Source organism: Pantoea sp. DY-5, assembly GCF_019795955.1.
GTDB classification, from domain to species: Bacteria; Pseudomonadota; Gammaproteobacteria; order Enterobacterales; family Enterobacteriaceae; genus Pantoea; species Pantoea leporis.
In genome coordinates this window covers 994,158-1,010,766 of the sequence record NZ_JAIMIE010000001.1, presented here as the reverse complement: position 1 = coordinate 1,010,766, position 16,609 = coordinate 994,158, and the positions used below count along the sequence as shown (strand labels likewise).

Sequence of the window (16,609 nt, the reverse complement as noted above, 5' to 3'; positions counted from 1 at the left end):
GCGGATTGCCTGACCAAAAGCGCACCCGGCCTGCTCGTAAGCTTCGGTACATGTTGTTGAAAAGGGCACAGTTGCCAGAGGCACCGCGCTAGCGGCGCGAGGACGGCCCGTGACGCAGCAGATGTGTCAGAGCCCGCTACCTAGTCAAAGCAAAACCCTTTCTTCAGTGATAAGCATTGGTCGCCATGAATGGTGACCCTACAAGACCGGGCAGGGTACCTATTGCACCACTCCTCCATGATATGAACGCAAAAAGTGGGATTTTTCTTGCTTTCGGGCAACGACTGCGCATAATCGCAAACCGCAATAATAATGATTATCACTTCGTTTGCATTAGGGGATCCCATGCGCGCTATGCCTTTCAATCCCGGACTGAAACCGACGCTGTTGGCCGTAATGGTCAGCGCCGGTTGTTTGCCAGTGATGGCTGCTACCACCAACACCACAACCTCCACTGACGCGAAAAACGAGCAGCAGACGCTGACCGTGACCGCGACACCGCAAACCGATTTCAAACCAGGCGGCAACGATCTGGTACCGGCTTTCCTCGATGGCCAGGTTGCACACGGCGGCCGCCTTGGCATGCTGGGTGAGCAAAACGCCATGGACGTGCCGTTTAACGTCATTGGTTTTACCTCGAAAATGATTCAGGATCAGCAGGCGCAAACCATCGGTGACGTGGTGCGCAACGATGCTGGCGTGCAGAATCTGAAAGGCTACGGCAACTTTGCCGAGAGCTATCGCATTCGTGGCTTCAAGCTGGACGGCGATGCCATGACCTACGGCGGCCTGGCGGGTATCGTGCCGCGTCAGGTGATGGATGCCTCGCTGATTGATCGCGTGGAGATCTTTAAAGGGGCTAACGCCTTGCTGAACGGTTCGGCGGAGAGCGGCGTCGGCGGCATGATTAACCTCGAGCCGAAGCACGCTGATGATACGCCGCTGACGCGCATCGGGGTGGATTACACGTCCGGTTCCCAGGTGGGCGGCACCGCCGATATTGGTCGTCGTTTTGGCGACGATAATCAGTTTGGCGTGCGTCTGAATGCGGTTAACCGCGAAGGCGGCACCGAGGTAGATGGCGAGAAAAAACGCACCACCGCTGCGTCACTCGGCCTGGATTATCGTGGCGATCGTCTGCGTACGTCGCTCGACGTTGGCTACCAGAAAAAGACCTTCCACGATGCGCGTAACGGCGTCAACATCAGCGGCATCGATTTCATTCCTGATGTGCCGTCCAACGCGAAAAACTACAGCCAGAAGTGGGTGTTCAGCGATATCGAGTCGGAGTTTGGTCTGGCGAAAGCCGAATACGATCTGACCAATCAGTGGACCGCCTATGCGGGCCTCGGCGCGCAGCACACACATGAAGTGGGCAACTACGGCATTCCGAAGATCCTCGACAGCGCCGGCAACGCCACCATTGGTCGCTTCCGCACCAATCGCGTGCAGGACAACATGAGCGGCATGGTTGGCCTGCGTGGTGATTTCACCACCGGTCCGGTGACGCATAAAGTGAATTTCGGTTATTCGGCGATGACCACGAATGCGAAAAACAGCTATCGCATGTCGTCGGGCAACGATGCCAACGTAAATATTTATCACCCGCAGGATGTGGCTGAACCGGATAGCGTGTTCGCCGGTGGCGCTAAGTTCAGCGATCCGCTGACCACTTACCGTTCACGTTCGCAAGGCTACCTGCTGAGCGATACGCTGGGCTTCTTTGATGACACCTTGCTGGCAACCGTCGGCGCGCGTCATCAAAAAGTGGTGGTGCGTAACTACGGTTATGACGGCGTTGAAGATACCGCGACACGTTTCGACAGCAGCCGTTGGTTGCCGGCGTACGGTTTGCTGTATAAAGCCACGCAAAATATCTCGCTGTATGCCAACCATACTGAATCGCTGACGCCGGGCACCGCCGCGCCGTTTACCGCCACCAACTACGGTAGCGTGACCGGCATCGTACATGCTAAGCAAAACGAAGTGGGTGTCAAAGCGGACTTTGGTCGCGTCGGCGGATCGCTGGCGCTGTTTGAAATCAAACAGCCGGTTGGCGTGCTGAACAATTCGGTCTACCAGCTGAATGGCGAGCAGCGCAACCGTGGCGTGGAGTTGAACGTATTCGGTGAGCCGGTGCTGGGCCTGCGTCTTAACAGCAGCGCCACCTGGATCGATCCGGATATGACCAAAACCGGTGACAGCGATCAGGATGGCAAAAACGCCATCGGCGTACCGCGCTTCACTGCGGCGCTGGGTGCGGAGTATGACATCAAGCCGGTGGACGGTTTGACCGCCACAGCATTGCTGAACTACACCGGTTCACAATATGCCGACCTGGCAAACAACATGAAGCTGGATGATTACACCACGCTGGATTTGGGACTGCGTTACCGCATGAAGGTTAACCAGAACGATATGGTGTGGCGCGTGGGCGTGGATAACGTCACCAATGAGAAATATTGGGCCAATGTTGATGACAGCGGCACCTATTTGTCGCAGGGTGAACCACGCACGGTGAAGGTTTCACTCAGCTACGATTTCTAATCTGCTCTCCAATGGGGCGCGCCTGCGCCCCATTATTTCTCCGCCAGAAATTTTCCTGTAACTTAGGGCGCATTGCATTACACTCTGTGCGGCAATCCTGCGCGAAAACTCGCCTTTATTTTTGAGTCATCATGAGTTCACCTGCACCACCAGACGACCACGACGAACCTTATCGGCAGCCGCTCGACGACGCGCTCTTCGCCATTGTGGTGCTTGCAGTCACTTCGGTTACGCTTATAATCTTCGTCCTGATGATTACGCTGTGGATGAGTTAAGGTCAGCACCGGGAAAAGGAAGCCTGTAAGGAGATGTCGATGGAATCCAGCGATGACAAACTGATCGCCATAATTGGCCTGCTCTCCGCCTGTTTAATTGGCGTGGTGTTTCTCTTCACCATGACCTGGCTCACCGACGTGCGCCACCCCGCGGATCCTTCACTCGATGTGCAAACCTGCCCGCAAAAACCCGCCACTACGCAACAGTCTTAGCTTTTTGTCTGCCAGTTCTGCCACTTAATCTGTTGACTGCGCAACTCCAGCGCCAGCGCCTCATGCAGGGTGCGATTGCCATTGGGATCGCCGAGGCCAAACAGCGCACCCGGTGAACGCCGATCGTCGGCCCACGCCGGATACTCCACCACCGGATAGAGCGAAATTCCTTCCAGCGCCACGCCGTGATCCAGCGCCAGACGCGCTTCTTCACTGATCTGCCGTAGCCAGGGCGCACGCGCATCACCTTCGGCACCGGTTTCGGCCAGAATCATCGGGCGCTGATAACGTTGCCAGCACTGCATTAACAAACGGTGCAGCGGTAGCCGCGTCGGATGGTCGAACGGAATGGTTTCGCCTGAGAAAAACCAGTGATTGTCGGGATAGTAATTGAGCCCCAGAATATCGAGGAAATCCGCGCGGCCACCCAGTTCCGGTGCATCGCGTCCGCCAATCCAATCCCAGGCTTCAAACTGCGCCTGATGCTGCGCGTCGGCGTAGGGTTTGCTGTCAGGATTATCGGGATGCGTCGCCACCTGCACCAGCGGATCGGTCAGCACAAAGCGGGCATCGGGATAAACCTCGCGAATGGCGTGCATCGCCGCCAGCGAGGCGCGTACCAGCTGGCGCTTCAGCTCGCGACCACGATCGCTGGCGTAGGGATCGAGCCAGGAAACGTCCGCGCCGGCCCACGACCAGAATGAGATCTGATTGATCGGCGTGAAAAAGGGCTTTTCGATACCTTCATCGCGCATCAGTTGTGCCATTGCGCGGGCGAAGCGTTCAAAGTGATCGACAAAGCTGGCTTTCCAGATATCTAAGTGATCGGGATAGCCAAAGTGCGCCAGCTCCCAGATAATCTGCATATCGTGACGCGCCGCGGCGTGCACCATCGGCAGAAAGGTGCGCCAGTCATATTCATTGGGCACGGCTTCAATCAGATGCCAGCGAGCGCCATCGCGCGCGGTGTGCAAACCTTCCTGCGCCAGTGCGGCATAATCTTTCTCCAGCAGCATGTCGTGGCCGCTACTGATCACCATATCGAGCCGACGTCCGCCTGCGCGACGGGCGGTTGAACAGGGAAAACTGCCCTGAAAGAAACTGCGGAACAGCTGAGGGTGATGGCGCAGGGATTGCTGAGTCATAATCCTCTCCTCACGGTGAACGCCGGATGCAGAATGCAGAACGCCTGGCTAAGTCTAGACTAAATTGACGGTGCGCCATCGGGCAGAAAAGGAAGCCTCCGATTGCTTCTTAGCGCATTGATACCAACAATAATAGGTCCACAGCTTTCAGGGATTCACTATGAGTGAAGCAGCAACCTCTTTGCCGCCTGAGGAACATTCGGGCAACCGGCTGAAACCGAGTGTTGAGGCGCGTTGCGCGCGACATCCGGGCATGAGCGGCATCCATCCGCTTAACGATGGATTGGACGCTTTTGCTGCGCGCTATCAGTTGATGAGCATGGCGCAGCACACCATTGATGTGCAGTACTACATTTGGCACAACGACATGTCCGGCCGCTTGCTGTTCAGCGCGCTGCTGGACGCCGCCGAGCGCGGGGTGAAAGTGCGATTGCTGCTGGATGACAATAACACGCCGGGTTTGGATGAGACGCTGGCGGAACTCGATCGCCACGCTAATATCGCGGTGCGCCTGTTTAATCCGTTCTCGTTCCGCACGCTGCGCGCGCTCGGTTATCTCACCGATTTTTCCCGCCTCAATCGACGTATGCACAATAAGAGTCTGACAGTGGATGGCGCGGCGACGCTGGTGGGCGGGCGCAATATCGGCGACGAATATTTTGGCACCGGCGATGAACCACTGTTTACCGATCTCGATGTCCTGGCGATTGGTCCGGTGGTCGACGAAGTGACGCAGGATTTCGAACGCTACTGGCGCAGTAAAGCGGTATCGCCGCTGCGCAAAGTGGTTGATGTGAGCGGCGATGCGCATCAGGCAGTGCGCTTGCCACAAGAGTGGCAGCAGAGTGAAGCGGTGGAGCGCTATCTGGCACGGTTGGAGCACTCGTCGTTTATCAGCCAGATGGAGCAGGGCGAGTTGGAGATGACGTGGGCGGAATCGCGCCTGCTGAGTGATGATCCGCGTAAAGGGCTCGGCAAAGCAAAACGCCGCAGTTTGCTGCCGCAGCGCATGCTGGAGGTCATCGGCACGCCGCAGCAGCAGTTCGATATTATCTCGGCCTATTTTGTCCCGACGCGATCTGGCGTGGCGCAGCTGCTGGCGTTGAAGCGGCGCGGGGTGAAGATTGCCATCCTTACCAATTCGCTGGCGGCCAATGACGTCACGGTGGTGCACGCCGGTTATGCGCGCTGGCGCAAAAAACTTCTGCGCCACGGCATCGCGCTGTATGAACTGAAGCCGCAGGACAATCCGCATACCGCGCCACACGATCGCGGTATCACCGGTAATTCAGGCTCCAGTTTGCATGCCAAAACCTTCACCGTGGACAATCGCAAAGTATTTATCGGCTCGTTCAATTTCGATCCGCGTTCCGCCATGCTGAACACCGAAATGGGGTTGGTGATTGAGAGTGAAACCCTGGCGCAGCAAACGCATCAGCGCTTTATTGCCGGGATGCGCGATCGCGCCTGGACGCTGCGTCTGGATAAGTGGGGACGCGTCAATTGGGTCGAGTTTGCTAACGAGCAGGGCGAAGTGGTGCACAAACACGAACCGCAATGCACGCTGCTGCAGCGCTTGCTGGTGCGGCTGGTGTGGCGCTTGCCGGTTGAGTGGTTGCTTTAGATAAAAAGGGCCAGCGTAGCGGGCCCTTTTTTTTCATTTGCGTTGCGGCTTACCGGAGAACAGGAAGCGCAGCAGCGGAATGCGCAGATGGATTTCATACAGCGTAAACGCCACGCCAAATACCATCAGTAAGCCGACGAAGAAGCCGAGCGTGTTATTGCCGATGTGCGGCGTGATGTAGATGCCGTACAAAATGGTCAGCGGATGGTGTACCAGATAGATAAACAGCGAGGCATTCACCAGATACATGATGCGCGGCGAATGGCTGTTCAGCAGCTTATGGCCGAAGCTAAAACAGACGTTTAGCATGCACAAACCCATCAGTGTCGAAATAATCATATCGATCTCGTACAGCCAACCTTCACCGCTGCTGTAACGCTGATTCAGGCTATAGGCGATGAATACTGCGATAGCGCCAAAGCACATCACCGGATTAAAGCGCACAAACAACGCTTTCAGCGCCTGATGCTTCCAGCTCAACGCACCCAGCATAAAGAACGGCAGGAACATCAGCGTTTGCATCACGGCAATGCTGAACAGGCCATCGGCAAACACGGCCGGAACGAAATAAAACAGCACGCGGCGGAACGCACACCAAATTATGGCATAAGTCAGTAGCGCCAGCGTCAATTTACCCCAGCCAATTTGCTGATAATCGATGCTGCGCTGCTGCTTATTCAGCCAGCGAAACGCCACCATACCGAACGTCGTCAGAATCACCAGTACCAATAAAAACCACAGATGAGATATCAGCTCCCACGCCAGCGTGTTGTACTTGTCGTACAGCGAGAAACTGTTCCAGTCGCCGATTTTATCGGTGAGATTTTTGGTGATGAAAAACTGCGGCAAGGTAATCAGCGGCACGGCAGTCAACATCGGGATGCCGACACGCTCCAGACGCACTTTCAACCAGTGCTGCGGCTGGTAGCGTAAGTAGAGCATGTAGGAAAAATAGCCTGAGATAACAAAGAAAACCTGCATGCGGAAGGCGTGAATAAAGTCGTTCAGCACCGTCAACCACATTGAGGCGTCATGACTGTTCACGGCCCATTTCTGCGTGGAGTAAATCAGAGAGACGTGAAAAGGTACGCCCAATAACATTAAATACGCGCGAATCGAATCGAGGAAATATTCACGTTCGGGTTTAGCTGAACTCATAATCTTCCAATAGTCAGTTTACTTGCCGGTTTCGCCCTGAAACCGGATTATGCCGAAGGAAAATTCTACCGGCTGTAAACAGGGTATACTATCAGGTGAATCTGTATGTGATTTTGCGGGGTTTAATTATCCTAAAAGCACATTTTCAGCTTACAAATCAGCGGAACAATCTATTACATACGCTGTCGGAAAACCGAATAATCCTTTAAGATAATCGGGTTTGATCTAAGCACACGAAAGGGGGGGATGTGCTGAATAATGTGAATAATAAAGTGGGACTGGTAAAGATGCGCTGGGTAGGCGCGGCAGTTCTGCTGGCTATGTATGCCAACAATAGTTGGGCGTTTAACATTGATGATGTTGCAAAACAAGCCAAGGCGTTGGCAGGGAAAAGTTTCGAAGCGCCAAAAAGCAATTTACCCTCTCAGTTTCGTGAAATGAAGTTTGCTGACTATCAGCAGATCCAGTTTAACCACGACAAAGCTTATTGGGGCAAACTGCGCACGCCATTTAAGCTTGAGTTCTATCATCAGGGCATGTATTTCGATACGCCGGTGAAAATCAACGAAGTGACGGCGTCTTCAGTACGTGAAATTAAATATAACCCTGACTACTTCAATTTCGGCAACGTAAAACACGATGCTGATGCAGTCAAAAACCTCGGCTTTGCTGGGTTTAAGGTGTTGTATCCTTTAAATAAAAAGGGCAAAGACGACGAGATCACCAGCTTCCTCGGCGCCAGCTATTTCCGTGTGATTGGCGAAGGCCAGGTGTACGGTCTTTCGGCACGTGGACTGGCGATTGATACCGCCTTGCCGTCGGGCGAAGAGTTCCCGCGCTTTAAAGAGTTCTGGATTGAGCGTCCAAAACCGCAGGACAAACAGCTGGTGATCTATGCGCTGCTGGATTCGCCACGCGCGTCCGGTGCCTATCGTTTCATCATCAAACCGGGCAAAGAATCGACGGTTGATGTGCAATCCAAAGTTTATCTGCGTGATAACGTCGGCAAACTGGGCGTTGCGCCGCTGACCAGTATGTTCCTGTTTGGTGCTAACCAGCCTTCGCCGGTGACCAACTTCCGTTCAGAGCTGCACGATTCGAATGGTCTTTCGATTCATGCCGGTAACGGTGAGTGGATTTGGCGTCCGCTGAATAACCCGAAACATCTGGCGGTTAGCACTTTTACCGTTGAGAACCCGAAAGGTTTTGGTCTGCTGCAGCGCACGCGTGATTTCAGCCGTTTCCAGGATCTCGACGATCGCTACGACCTGCGCCCAAGTGGTTGGGTTGAGCCGCAGGGTGATTGGGGTAAAGGCCGCGTTGAACTGGTAGAGATTCCAACTGCCGATGAAACCAACGACAACATCGTTGCGTTCTGGACGCCGGAAAAACTGCCAGAGCCGGGCAAAGAGATGAACTTCCAGTATCGTCTGCACTTCACCCGTGACGAGAATCAGCTGCACTCAGACGACATCGCCTGGGTAAAAGACACGCTGCGCTCTGCCGGTGATGTGAAACAGTCGAATCTGGTGCGTCAGCCGGATGGTTCTATCGCCTTCACCGTGGATTTCGTTGGCAAAGCGATGAGCAAGCTGCCGGAAGATACGCAAGTGGCGCCGCAGGTGAGCGTGGGTAACAACGCTGACGTGGTTGAGCAGAGTGTGCGCTACAACCCGGTGACCAAAGGCTGGCGTCTGGTGTTGCGTCTGCGAGTGAAAGATAACAAGCAGCCGACTGAGATGCGTGCGGCGCTGGTGAGCGGCGACAAGACATTGACGGAAACCTGGAGCTATCAGCTACCTGCCAATGAATAAATCGATATTTCTACCTCAATCTTACGTGGAGGCTCTGCCGCTTGATGCGGCAGGGCGCGCCCGTCTCAGCGATTCGCTGCAGAATGCGCAGGCGTTCCACGCTATTCATACGTCGCTGGGGCAAGATAACGCCGCCAGCGAGCGCCCGGATGATGCACCGCTGAAATCGGTGTCATCCCGTGTGCAAATGGCCTGGCCGGACTCACTGGCGGATGGTCAGCAGCTCAGCAAGGATTATCTCGATCGCACCACACTGAAGGCGATGCCGAAAGTGAAGCGTTCGCTGATGTTCCCGGAGATCTGGCGCACCAACCCAATTGCGCGCGCCTGGGATTCCCTGCGCGGCCAGAAATCCACTCCACGCTATGCCACCGTTGAAGAGCAGAAAAACGAGGACAAGTGGCGCCACGTTGGCTCCATGCGTCGTTACGTACTGCTGATTCTGACGATTCTGCAGACCGTGGTGGCAACCTGGTACATGAAAACCATTCTGCCGTATCAGGGCTGGACGCTGATTGATCCGATCGAAATGTTCAACCAGAACTGGCTGCAGTCGGTTGAGCTGATCCTGCCGTACATCCTGCAGACCGGGATTCTGTTCCTGTTCGCCATTCTGTTCTGCTGGGTTTCTGCCGGTTTCTGGACTGCGCTAATGGGCTTCCTGCAGCTGCTGATCGGTCGCGATAAATACAGCATTTCGTATTCGACTACCGGCGATGAGCCGCTGAATCCGGAACACCGTACTGCGCTGATCATGCCGATCTGTAATGAAGATGTAGAACGCGTGTTTGCTGGCCTGCGTGCGACCTGGGAATCGGTCAAACGTACTGGCAATGCCGAACACTTCGACGTCTACATTCTGAGCGACAGCTATGATGCCGATATTGCCATCGCCGAGCAGAAAGCCTGGATGGAGCTGGTGCGTGATGTCGGTGGCGCCGGCAAGATTTTCTATCGTCGTCGTCGTCGTCGTGTGAAGCGTAAAAGCGGCAACATCGATGACTTCTGCCGTCGCTGGGGCAGCAACTACAGCTACATGGTGGTGCTGGACGCCGACAGCGTAATGAGCGGTGAGTGTCTTACCGGTTTAGTGCGCATGATGGATGCTAACCCGAACGCCGGTATTATCCAGTCTTCGCCGAAAGCGTCAGGCATGGATACGCTGTATGCGCGTTGCCAGCAGTTTGCTACCCGTGTGTACGGTCCGCTGTTCACCGCTGGTTTGCACTTCTGGCAGTTGGGTGAATCACACTATTGGGGCCATAACGCCATCATTCGTGTGCAACCGTTTATCGAGCACTGTGCGCTGGCACCGCTGCCGGGTGAAGGTTCCTTCGCGGGTTCGATCCTGTCGCATGACTTCGTTGAAGCCGCGCTGATGCGTCGTGCCGGTTGGGGGGTGTGGATCGCCTACGATCTGCCAGGCTCCTATGAAGAACTGCCGCCGAACCTGCTGGATGAGCTGAAGCGTGACCGTCGCTGGTGCCACGGTAACCTGATGAACTTCCGTTTGTTCCTGGTAAAAGGGATGCATCCGGTTCACCGTGCGGTGTTCCTGACGGGCGTAATGTCCTATCTTTCTGCGCCGTTGTGGTTCATGTTCCTCGCGCTTTCTACTGCCTTGCAGGTGGTGCACACGCTGATGGAACCGACCTACTTCCTGCAACCACGCCAGCTGTTCCCGGTGTGGCCGCAGTGGCGTCCCGACTTGGCGATAGCCTTGTTCTCAACTACGCTGGTGCTGCTGTTCCTGCCGAAACTGTTGAGCGTGGTGCTGATTTGGTTCAAGGGAGCGAAACCTTATGGTGGCGCCATCCGCTTGTTCTTCTCGCTGATTCTGGAGATGCTGTTCTCAGTGCTGCTGGCGCCGGTGCGCATGCTGTTCCACACCGTGTTTGTGGTCAGCGCGTTCCTTGGCTGGGAAGTGGTGTGGAACTCGCCGCAGCGTGATGATGATGCGACGCCGTGGAGCGAAGCTTTCCGTCGTCATGGTTCACAGATGCTGTTGGGTCTGGTGTGGGCGGGCGGTATGGGCTTCCTCGATCTGAACTTCCTGTGGTGGCTGTCGCCGATCGTCGTCTCACTGATCCTGTCGCCGTTTGTGTCGGTGATGTCGAGCCGTGCAACGGTAGGGCAGAAGAGTAAGAACGCCAAACTGTTCCTGATTCCGGAAGAGTATGAGCCACCTAAAGAGCTGGTTGATACCGATCACTATCTGCAGATCAATCGTCAACGCGCGCTGAAAAATGGCTTTATGCATGCACTGTTTAACCCGGCGTTTAACGCGCTGGCGACGGCAATGGCAACATCGCGTCACAAGCAGAGCGATTTACTGGATCATGCGCGTGACCGTCGTGTCGATCAGGCACTGAGCGATGCGCCAGAGAAACTGAATCGCGAGCAGCGTTTGCAGCTTATTAGCGATCCGGTGGTGCTGGCTCGTGTGCACTCACGCCTGTGGGAAAGCGCAGACAAATATCATCAGTGGGTGGAAAGCTATCAGAAGCTGAAGCTCAATCCAGAGGCGCTGCCACAGCGCTGAGGATGAGAAAGTAGAAAGCGGCAGAAATGCCGCTTTTTTTTCGCCAGAAATATGACGCAATCTTTACGTGTTAAGGAGTGGTCATCGTCCCTGCGAGATGGTTAAACTAACGCCAGTTCATTGTGAGTAAATGTTGTGAATTATTTCCTGAAAATAACCGCGCTTAGCGCCGCCATTCTTCTGCTCACCGGTTGTGGCAGTATCATCAGCCGCACCTTTCCCGGACAAGGTCACGGCAACCAATATTATCCCGGCGTGCAGTGGGACGTTCGTGACGGACCGTGGCGCGTGCTAACCATTATCGATTTGCCGCTGTCGCTGGTGATGGACACGCTGTTACTGCCCGTCGATGCCAGTCACGGTCCGTACGAATAAACGTTATTACAGGTTGTCAGAAGGGCTGTTGTCGTCTTCCCACTCTTGTGCCGCCGCTTCGCCCTCTTCAAGGTCACGCGGTGGTTCCAGCTGGAACTCGCCGTCATCCCATTCGTGCAGCGTATTTTCCGCCTGCCACTCCTGACGCAGTTCGACTTCATCAAAATCGCCATCAAAGATGGCTTGTGCGGCGTCTCCGCTTGAGATTGGCAGGCATTCACCCTGACCGTCCTCTTCCGCGAAAAATTCGGCCTGCCACATAATGTCGCCATCCTGCATCACGTACTTCTGCAGGGCGAACTGGCTCACGCTGGCATCTTCTTCAGCGATCTCTGGTTGGCTGGCGAGAAACTCTTCACGAGCGGCTTCAATGGCTTCTTCAAGGGTGGTAAACAGGCTCATCATCAACTCCATGTCTGTAAAAAAGGGATTTCACAGAAGGATAGACGAAAAATCGTGAAGTGCAGGGCAGAGAGGAAATATCAGTTGGGCGGTTGCGTGAAATTCAACCGCCCAACCGGTCAGGCTATTTTCTGCGGGAAATGCAATACCGGGCGTACTGATTCGTGAATAATTGGAGCAGAGTAACGAATACAACATTTAATACAGGGCTTAACCTTTTTAAAATTAATACGCGCGGTTGATAATGCCTGATTTAAATTATATAGAGTGCCAATAAATACCATGTCCTCCTTTACGGGTAAGCGTTTGCACTCTTTCCGATGCAGAAGATGATAACCTTCCTGATCGGTACTGATCGTCACGTAGTAGTAGATACCTTTATTCATATTATATTGTCCTGAGATATATTTGCTGTGTGTAATCTTTTTATATTTTTTAAAAGTGAACGGATGAAGCTAAGTGCTGTAATCGAAATTAACTGGATTCGATTTTACGAACCAATTCCATAAAGTTATAAGCGAAGCGATTATTTTAATGAAAAGGAATATGGGGTTTTTTAATCAGACAATACCTTGTTTAGTAAGTTAATTTTACTTCATTGATAAGTGATGCCGAAGGATTTAGCAATATTAAATAGGAATAGCCCTGGAAGTTGTAGAAATCAGGTCCGAAACGCTAAACTTTGGTGAATAAATATTAATGAGTGACAATTCCGGTAATCCTGCATCAACGCAGAATTTGGCTGCTATGGCGCAAGGAAAGGTTAATTTTACGTCAACATTGCGTGCTGAAGAAAAGTGATGTCTGATTAAATGCGGCGCTAAGCCAACTATCAGCCTAAGTTCAGGCTGGCACGGCTCACTAATAAATTACCGCATGTGATCGCGCCAAAAGGCAAATTAGTGCATATAAACCGTGGAGCACACAGGGTGCCCCGACCAATATTAATAAACTGATGGTTCGCCTTGCGGACGCGTTTTAAAGCGGCGATGCAGCCACATGTATTGCTCTGGAGCCAGCAGCACCGTCTCTTCCACCACTTTATTCATCACCACAGCGGTATCAAGTTCAGATTCCAGCGTAAATTTGTCGCGGATATCTGGCATCATTTTCAGCTCATAGCCGCGCGCGTTCGGCAGACGTCGCGCCAGGAACGGCACTACGCTTGGGTTTGCCAGTCGAATCAGCATATGAGTGCCGGTGGTGGTCGCCGCATCCTGAACCGCGAAGAATGGCGCAAACACGCTGCTGCGCGGGCCATAATCATGATCCGGTGCATACCAGATAATGTCGTTGTTCTTCATGGCGCGAATCATGCCTTTCAGATCTTTGCGGTCCAGCATGCTTTTATTGGAGCGCATCCGGCCCCAGGTTTGCAGCCAGTCGATCAACTTGTTGTCGTTGGGACGATACACGCCAATGCCTGGGTTGTGCATACCAAATACCCGCGCTCCCAACTCCAGAGTCAGAAAGTGCATACCAATTAATAATATGCCGCGCTTCTCTGCCAGCGCGTTAGTCACGTGCTCCAGCCCGCTGGTGGTGACCCATTTACGAATACGCCAGTCCGGCCAGAACCACGCCATCCCGGTTTCAATCAGCCCCATGCCTACCGATTCGAAGTTGTGCTTTACCATCGCGTCGCGTTCATTGGTCGGCATAGTGGGGAAGCACACTTCAAGATTACGCTGCGCCACTTCAACGCGCCGCTTCATAAAGCGCATGGCAACGCGACCCAATCCGCAGCCAATTGCATGCAGTACCGGATAGGGCAACAGCACCAGCAGATAAAGAAAGCCAATGCCGAGCCAGGTCAGCCAATAGCGTGGATAGAAGAGTTCACGGGTGAGTTGGGGAAGTTGAGTCATGGAAATGTCAGTATCCTGCGTCTTATGCCAGAGAGTCCGGTTTCTGTAATTTTTTGTCATTATGCCATTTTTTCATTCTGGCTGAAATCAAGCATAGACCGAGGACGGCTTTCCGACAGCAGGTATGCGCACGAAAACGCAATTGTGGCGCACAAATGCGTGTGTAATTTCAGCCGGCAGGCTTATCAAACCAAAATTTTTGTATCAGGCAGAATTCGGGTATCATACGCGCGCTAAATTTCTCTGATTGCTAACAGGACGAACACCATGCCAGTGTTACATAACCTTGTTTCCAATAAAGAGCTGAAGGAACGTATGTTGGCGGAAACCGAACCACGTACCACAGTCTCTTTTTATAAATACTTCCAGATTGTCGATCCTAAAGCCTTCCGTGATGCCCTCTACGTTGAGTTAACCAAACTCAAGGTGTTTGGTCGCGTCTATGTTGCGCATGAAGGCATCAACGCACAAATCAGTGTGCCCGCCAGCCGCTACGAAAAGATGAAGGCCGCTTTGTATGCCTTTGATGCGGCGCTAAATAACTTGCGCATGAACATTGCGCTGGATGATGACGGTAAATCTTTTTGGGTGCTGCGCCTGAAAGTGCGTGAACGCATTGTAGCGGATGGGATTGAAGACAACAGCTTTGATGCCAGCGATGTGGGTGCTTACCTGAAAGCCGCGGACGTTAATGCAATGCTCGATGATCCGGATGCGCTGTTTGTGGATATGCGTAACCACTACGAATATGAAGTGGGGCGCTTCGATAACGCCATGGAAGTGCCGGCCGATACCTTCCGCGATCAACTGCCGATGGCCGTTGATATGCTGCAGGATCAGAAAGACAAAAAGATTGTCATGTACTGTACCGGTGGCATTCGTTGTGAAAAGGCCAGCGCCTGGATGAAGCACAACGGCTTCAAAGATGTTTATCACATCGAAGGCGGGATTATTGAATACACCCGTCGGGCGCGCGAACAGGGCTTACCGGTGCGTTTCAAGGGCAAAAACTTTGTCTTTGACGAGCGCATGGGCGAGCGTATTTCCGACGATATTCTTTCCAGCTGTCATCAGTGCGGCACGCCTTGCGATAGCCACACCAACTGCATCAATGATGGCTGTCATTTGCTGTTTATTCAGTGCCCAAGCTGCGCTGAAAAGTACAACAACTGCTGCAGCCCAATCTGCATGGAAGAGTCAACGTTGTCGCCAGAGGAGCAGCGCGCACGCCGTGCGGGCCGTGAAAATGGCAACAAAGTGTTCAACAAATCACGTGGTTTGCTGAACATGACGATGGCGATTCCGGCGCCAGATAAAAAATAAGCGTAAAACAGCCTGAGGTCTGCGGACTTCAGGCTGTATTTCGTTTACTTACGCACGCCTTCCACTGAAATAATCAGTTCAGCTTTCTGCGATGCCGGGCCAAGATCTTTGCTGATGTTGAACTCTTTCAGCACGATCTCACCGCTGGCTTCAAATCCTGCACGGTAGCCGCCCCACGGATCTTTGCCTTCACCGATCAATTTTGCATCCAGCGTGACAGGCTTGGTCACGCCATTCAGCGTCAGGTCACCGGTGATCTTGTAATCTTTACCCTCTTTCTTCACGGCGGTAGAAGCAAAGGTTGCCTGCGGGAACTTACCGGTGTTGAGGAAATCCGCGCTGCGCAGGTGTTTATCACGCTCAGCATGGTTGGTATCGAGGCTGTTGGTGTTGATGGTCACGTTGACTTTATCTGCCGCAGGATTGGCTTCATCAAAAGTGAAGCTGCCATCAAAGTCTTTAAAGGTGCCGTACAACCAGCTGTAGCCCAGATGCTGAATGCGGAACTGCACAAACGCGTGCTGGCCTTCCTTATCAAATTTGTAATCAGCCGCGCTGGCCGTCAGGCTGGCGCTCAATAATCCGGCCGCTGCTACTGCCAATAATGTCTTCTTTAGCATGTTACTTTTCCTTTTCAGAGGTTAACGGGATGCGGTAACCCAACATCCTTTTCAGTGTCACATCACGGTCGATAAAATGGTGCTTCAGGGCTGCCAGCGCGTGCAGTGCAGAGATCAGCACCAAACCCCATGCCAACCAAAGATGAATGTCACCCGCCAGATCCGCTTGTTGCGCGGCACCGCTGAACAGGGCGGGAACCGCGAACCAGCCAAATACGGATATCGGTTTGCCATCGGCGGTGGAGATGAGATAACCGGTGAACAGCAGCACCAATAGCAAGCCGTATAACAGCCAGTGCGCGGCGGTAGCGCTGCGTCGTACGGCGGGCGAATAACTCGCCAACGGTTTGGGCGGCGGTGAAATAAAACGCCAGCCGAGGCGCAGCAGCAGCGCAGTGAACAGCAGAATGCCGATGCCTTTATGAATTTCGGGCGCATCGTGATACCAGCCATCGTAATAGCCCAATCCGACCATCCACAAACCCAGCGCGAACATGCCGTAAATAACCAGCGCCATAAGCCAATGCAATAAAATCGAGACAGCGCCGAAATGCTGTGTGGAATTACGCCACATTAAAATCACCTGGAATGAAATAAGTGGTAATGAGCATCTACATTTTGCAATGAAAGATCAATTAACCTTACTTTTCTATAAAGTTGAAAATCATCTTCGGAATAAATGAGGATTTAATTAAAACTCAGT

Annotated in this window: 14 protein-coding genes; 7 read left to right on the top strand and 7 right to left on the bottom strand. The window is 53.3% G+C overall.

Annotation, left to right across the window (positions count from 1 at the left end):
- Positions 1-345: 345 nt before the first annotated feature.
- Together K5Y30_RS04760 and K5Y30_RS04755 are read left to right on the top strand one after the other, a co-directional pair.
- Complete coding sequence (locus K5Y30_RS04760; RefSeq protein ID WP_222181787.1) at positions 346-2,547, top strand: TonB-dependent siderophore receptor; 2,202 nt, start codon at positions 346-348, stop codon at positions 2,545-2,547.
- 314 nt (positions 2,548-2,861) lie between these two features.
- The gene (locus tag K5Y30_RS04755) at positions 2,862-3,035 is read left to right on the top strand and encodes a hypothetical protein (RefSeq protein WP_167391168.1); all 174 of its coding nucleotides are present in this window, start codon (positions 2,862-2,864) and stop codon (positions 3,033-3,035) included.
- Here K5Y30_RS04755 and K5Y30_RS04750 read toward each other — a convergent pair.
- A complete protein-coding gene (locus K5Y30_RS04750) occupies positions 3,032-4,180 on the bottom strand; it encodes a beta-glucosidase (protein ID WP_222181788.1) in 1,149 nt (382 codons plus the stop codon). The genes K5Y30_RS04755 and K5Y30_RS04750 overlap by 4 nt on opposite strands.
- A gap of 160 nt (positions 4,181-4,340) precedes the next feature.
- Here K5Y30_RS04750 and K5Y30_RS04745 point away from each other — a divergent pair, with 160 nt between their 5' ends.
- Positions 4,341-5,804 carry a phosphatidylserine/phosphatidylglycerophosphate/cardiolipin synthase family protein gene (locus K5Y30_RS04745; protein ID WP_304623895.1) on the top strand — a complete coding sequence of 488 codons (1,464 nt, stop codon included), beginning with the start codon at positions 4,341-4,343 and terminating at the stop codon, positions 5,802-5,804.
- Positions 5,805-5,837: 33 nt separating this feature from the next.
- Here the strand turns inward: K5Y30_RS04745 and mdoC are convergent, their stop codons facing one another.
- Positions 5,838-6,962 carry a glucans biosynthesis protein MdoC gene (gene mdoC, locus K5Y30_RS04740; RefSeq protein ID WP_222181789.1) on the bottom strand — a complete coding sequence of 375 codons (1,125 nt, stop codon included), beginning with the start codon at positions 6,960-6,962 and terminating at the stop codon, positions 5,838-5,840.
- 278 nt (positions 6,963-7,240) lie between these two features.
- On the opposite strand from mdoC, the gene K5Y30_RS04735 reads away from it, so the two are divergent.
- The 3 genes from K5Y30_RS04735 to K5Y30_RS04725 all read left to right on the top strand — a co-directional run bounded on the left by K5Y30_RS04735 (position 7,241) and on the right by K5Y30_RS04725 (position 11,693).
- The gene (locus tag K5Y30_RS04735; protein WP_192234533.1) at positions 7,241-8,776 is read left to right on the top strand and encodes a glucan biosynthesis protein G; all 1,536 of its coding nucleotides are present in this window, start codon (positions 7,241-7,243) and stop codon (positions 8,774-8,776) included.
- Entirely contained in the window at positions 8,769-11,318 is a 2,550-nt protein-coding gene (gene mdoH, locus K5Y30_RS04730) for a glucans biosynthesis glucosyltransferase MdoH (protein WP_101760869.1), read from the top strand. Before K5Y30_RS04735 ends, mdoH begins: the two co-directional genes overlap by 8 nt.
- Positions 11,319-11,453: 135 nt before the next feature.
- On the top strand, positions 11,454-11,693 hold the full coding sequence (locus K5Y30_RS04725; protein ID WP_110865906.1) for a YceK/YidQ family lipoprotein: 240 nt from the start codon (positions 11,454-11,456) through the stop codon (positions 11,691-11,693).
- Between the two features lie 6 nt (positions 11,694-11,699).
- Here the strand turns inward: K5Y30_RS04725 and K5Y30_RS04720 are convergent, their stop codons facing one another.
- The 3 genes from K5Y30_RS04720 to K5Y30_RS04710 form a co-directional block, all read right to left on the bottom strand.
- The gene (locus K5Y30_RS04720) at positions 11,700-12,095 is read right to left on the bottom strand and encodes a MysB family protein (RefSeq protein WP_101760867.1); all 396 of its coding nucleotides are present in this window, start codon (positions 12,093-12,095) and stop codon (positions 11,700-11,702) included.
- 119 nt (positions 12,096-12,214) lie between these two features.
- Positions 12,215-12,481, bottom strand: a complete 267-nt coding sequence (locus tag K5Y30_RS04715) for a hypothetical protein (RefSeq protein WP_008103132.1) — start codon at positions 12,479-12,481, stop codon at positions 12,215-12,217.
- Positions 12,482-13,039: 558 nt separating this feature from the next.
- Positions 13,040-13,963, bottom strand: a complete 924-nt coding sequence (locus K5Y30_RS04710) for a Kdo(2)-lipid IV(A) acyltransferase (RefSeq protein ID WP_101760866.1) — start codon at positions 13,961-13,963, stop codon at positions 13,040-13,042.
- A gap of 267 nt (positions 13,964-14,230) precedes the next feature.
- Here K5Y30_RS04710 and K5Y30_RS04705 point away from each other — a divergent pair, with 267 nt between their 5' ends.
- Entirely contained in the window at positions 14,231-15,286 is a 1,056-nt protein-coding gene (locus tag K5Y30_RS04705) for a rhodanese-related sulfurtransferase (RefSeq protein ID WP_222210595.1), read from the top strand.
- 44 nt (positions 15,287-15,330) lie between these two features.
- On the opposite strand, the gene K5Y30_RS04700 is transcribed toward K5Y30_RS04705, so the two are convergent.
- Positions 15,331-15,906 carry a YceI family protein gene (locus tag K5Y30_RS04700; protein ID WP_101760864.1) on the bottom strand — a complete coding sequence of 192 codons (576 nt, stop codon included), beginning with the start codon at positions 15,904-15,906 and terminating at the stop codon, positions 15,331-15,333.
- Between the two features lies 1 nt (position 15,907).
- Positions 15,908-16,480, bottom strand: a complete 573-nt coding sequence (locus K5Y30_RS04695; protein ID WP_222210594.1) for a cytochrome b — start codon at positions 16,478-16,480, stop codon at positions 15,908-15,910.
- Between the last annotated feature and the right edge of the window lie 129 nt (positions 16,481-16,609).

What these genes read in the sequence shown, in the direction of transcription:
- K5Y30_RS04760 (WP_222181787.1), top strand. Translation starts at nt 346, where the DNA reads ATGCGCGCTATGCCTTTCAATCCCGGACTGAAACCGACGCTGTTGGCC.
- K5Y30_RS04755 (WP_167391168.1), top strand. Translation starts at nt 2,862, where the DNA reads ATGGAATCCAGCGATGACAAACTGATCGCCATAATTGGCCTGCTCTCC.
- K5Y30_RS04750 (WP_222181788.1), bottom strand. Translation starts at nt 4,180, where the DNA reads ATGACTCAGCAATCCCTGCGCCATCACCCTCAGCTGTTCCGCAGTTTC.
- K5Y30_RS04745 (WP_304623895.1), top strand. Translation starts at nt 4,341, where the DNA reads ATGAGTGAAGCAGCAACCTCTTTGCCGCCTGAGGAACATTCGGGCAAC.
- mdoC (WP_222181789.1), bottom strand. Translation starts at nt 6,962, where the DNA reads ATGAGTTCAGCTAAACCCGAACGTGAATATTTCCTCGATTCGATTCGC.
- mdoH (WP_101760869.1), top strand. Translation starts at nt 8,769, where the DNA reads ATGAATAAATCGATATTTCTACCTCAATCTTACGTGGAGGCTCTGCCG.
- K5Y30_RS04720 (WP_101760867.1), bottom strand. Translation starts at nt 12,095, where the DNA reads ATGAGCCTGTTTACCACCCTTGAAGAAGCCATTGAAGCCGCTCGTGAA.
- K5Y30_RS04715 (WP_008103132.1), bottom strand. Translation starts at nt 12,481, where the DNA reads ATGAATAAAGGTATCTACTACTACGTGACGATCAGTACCGATCAGGAA.
- K5Y30_RS04710 (WP_101760866.1), bottom strand. Translation starts at nt 13,963, where the DNA reads ATGACTCAACTTCCCCAACTCACCCGTGAACTCTTCTATCCACGCTAT.
- K5Y30_RS04705 (WP_222210595.1), top strand. Translation starts at nt 14,231, where the DNA reads ATGCCAGTGTTACATAACCTTGTTTCCAATAAAGAGCTGAAGGAACGT.
- K5Y30_RS04700 (WP_101760864.1), bottom strand. Translation starts at nt 15,906, where the DNA reads ATGCTAAAGAAGACATTATTGGCAGTAGCAGCGGCCGGATTATTGAGC.
- K5Y30_RS04695 (WP_222210594.1), bottom strand. Translation starts at nt 16,480, where the DNA reads ATGTGGCGTAATTCCACACAGCATTTCGGCGCTGTCTCGATTTTATTG.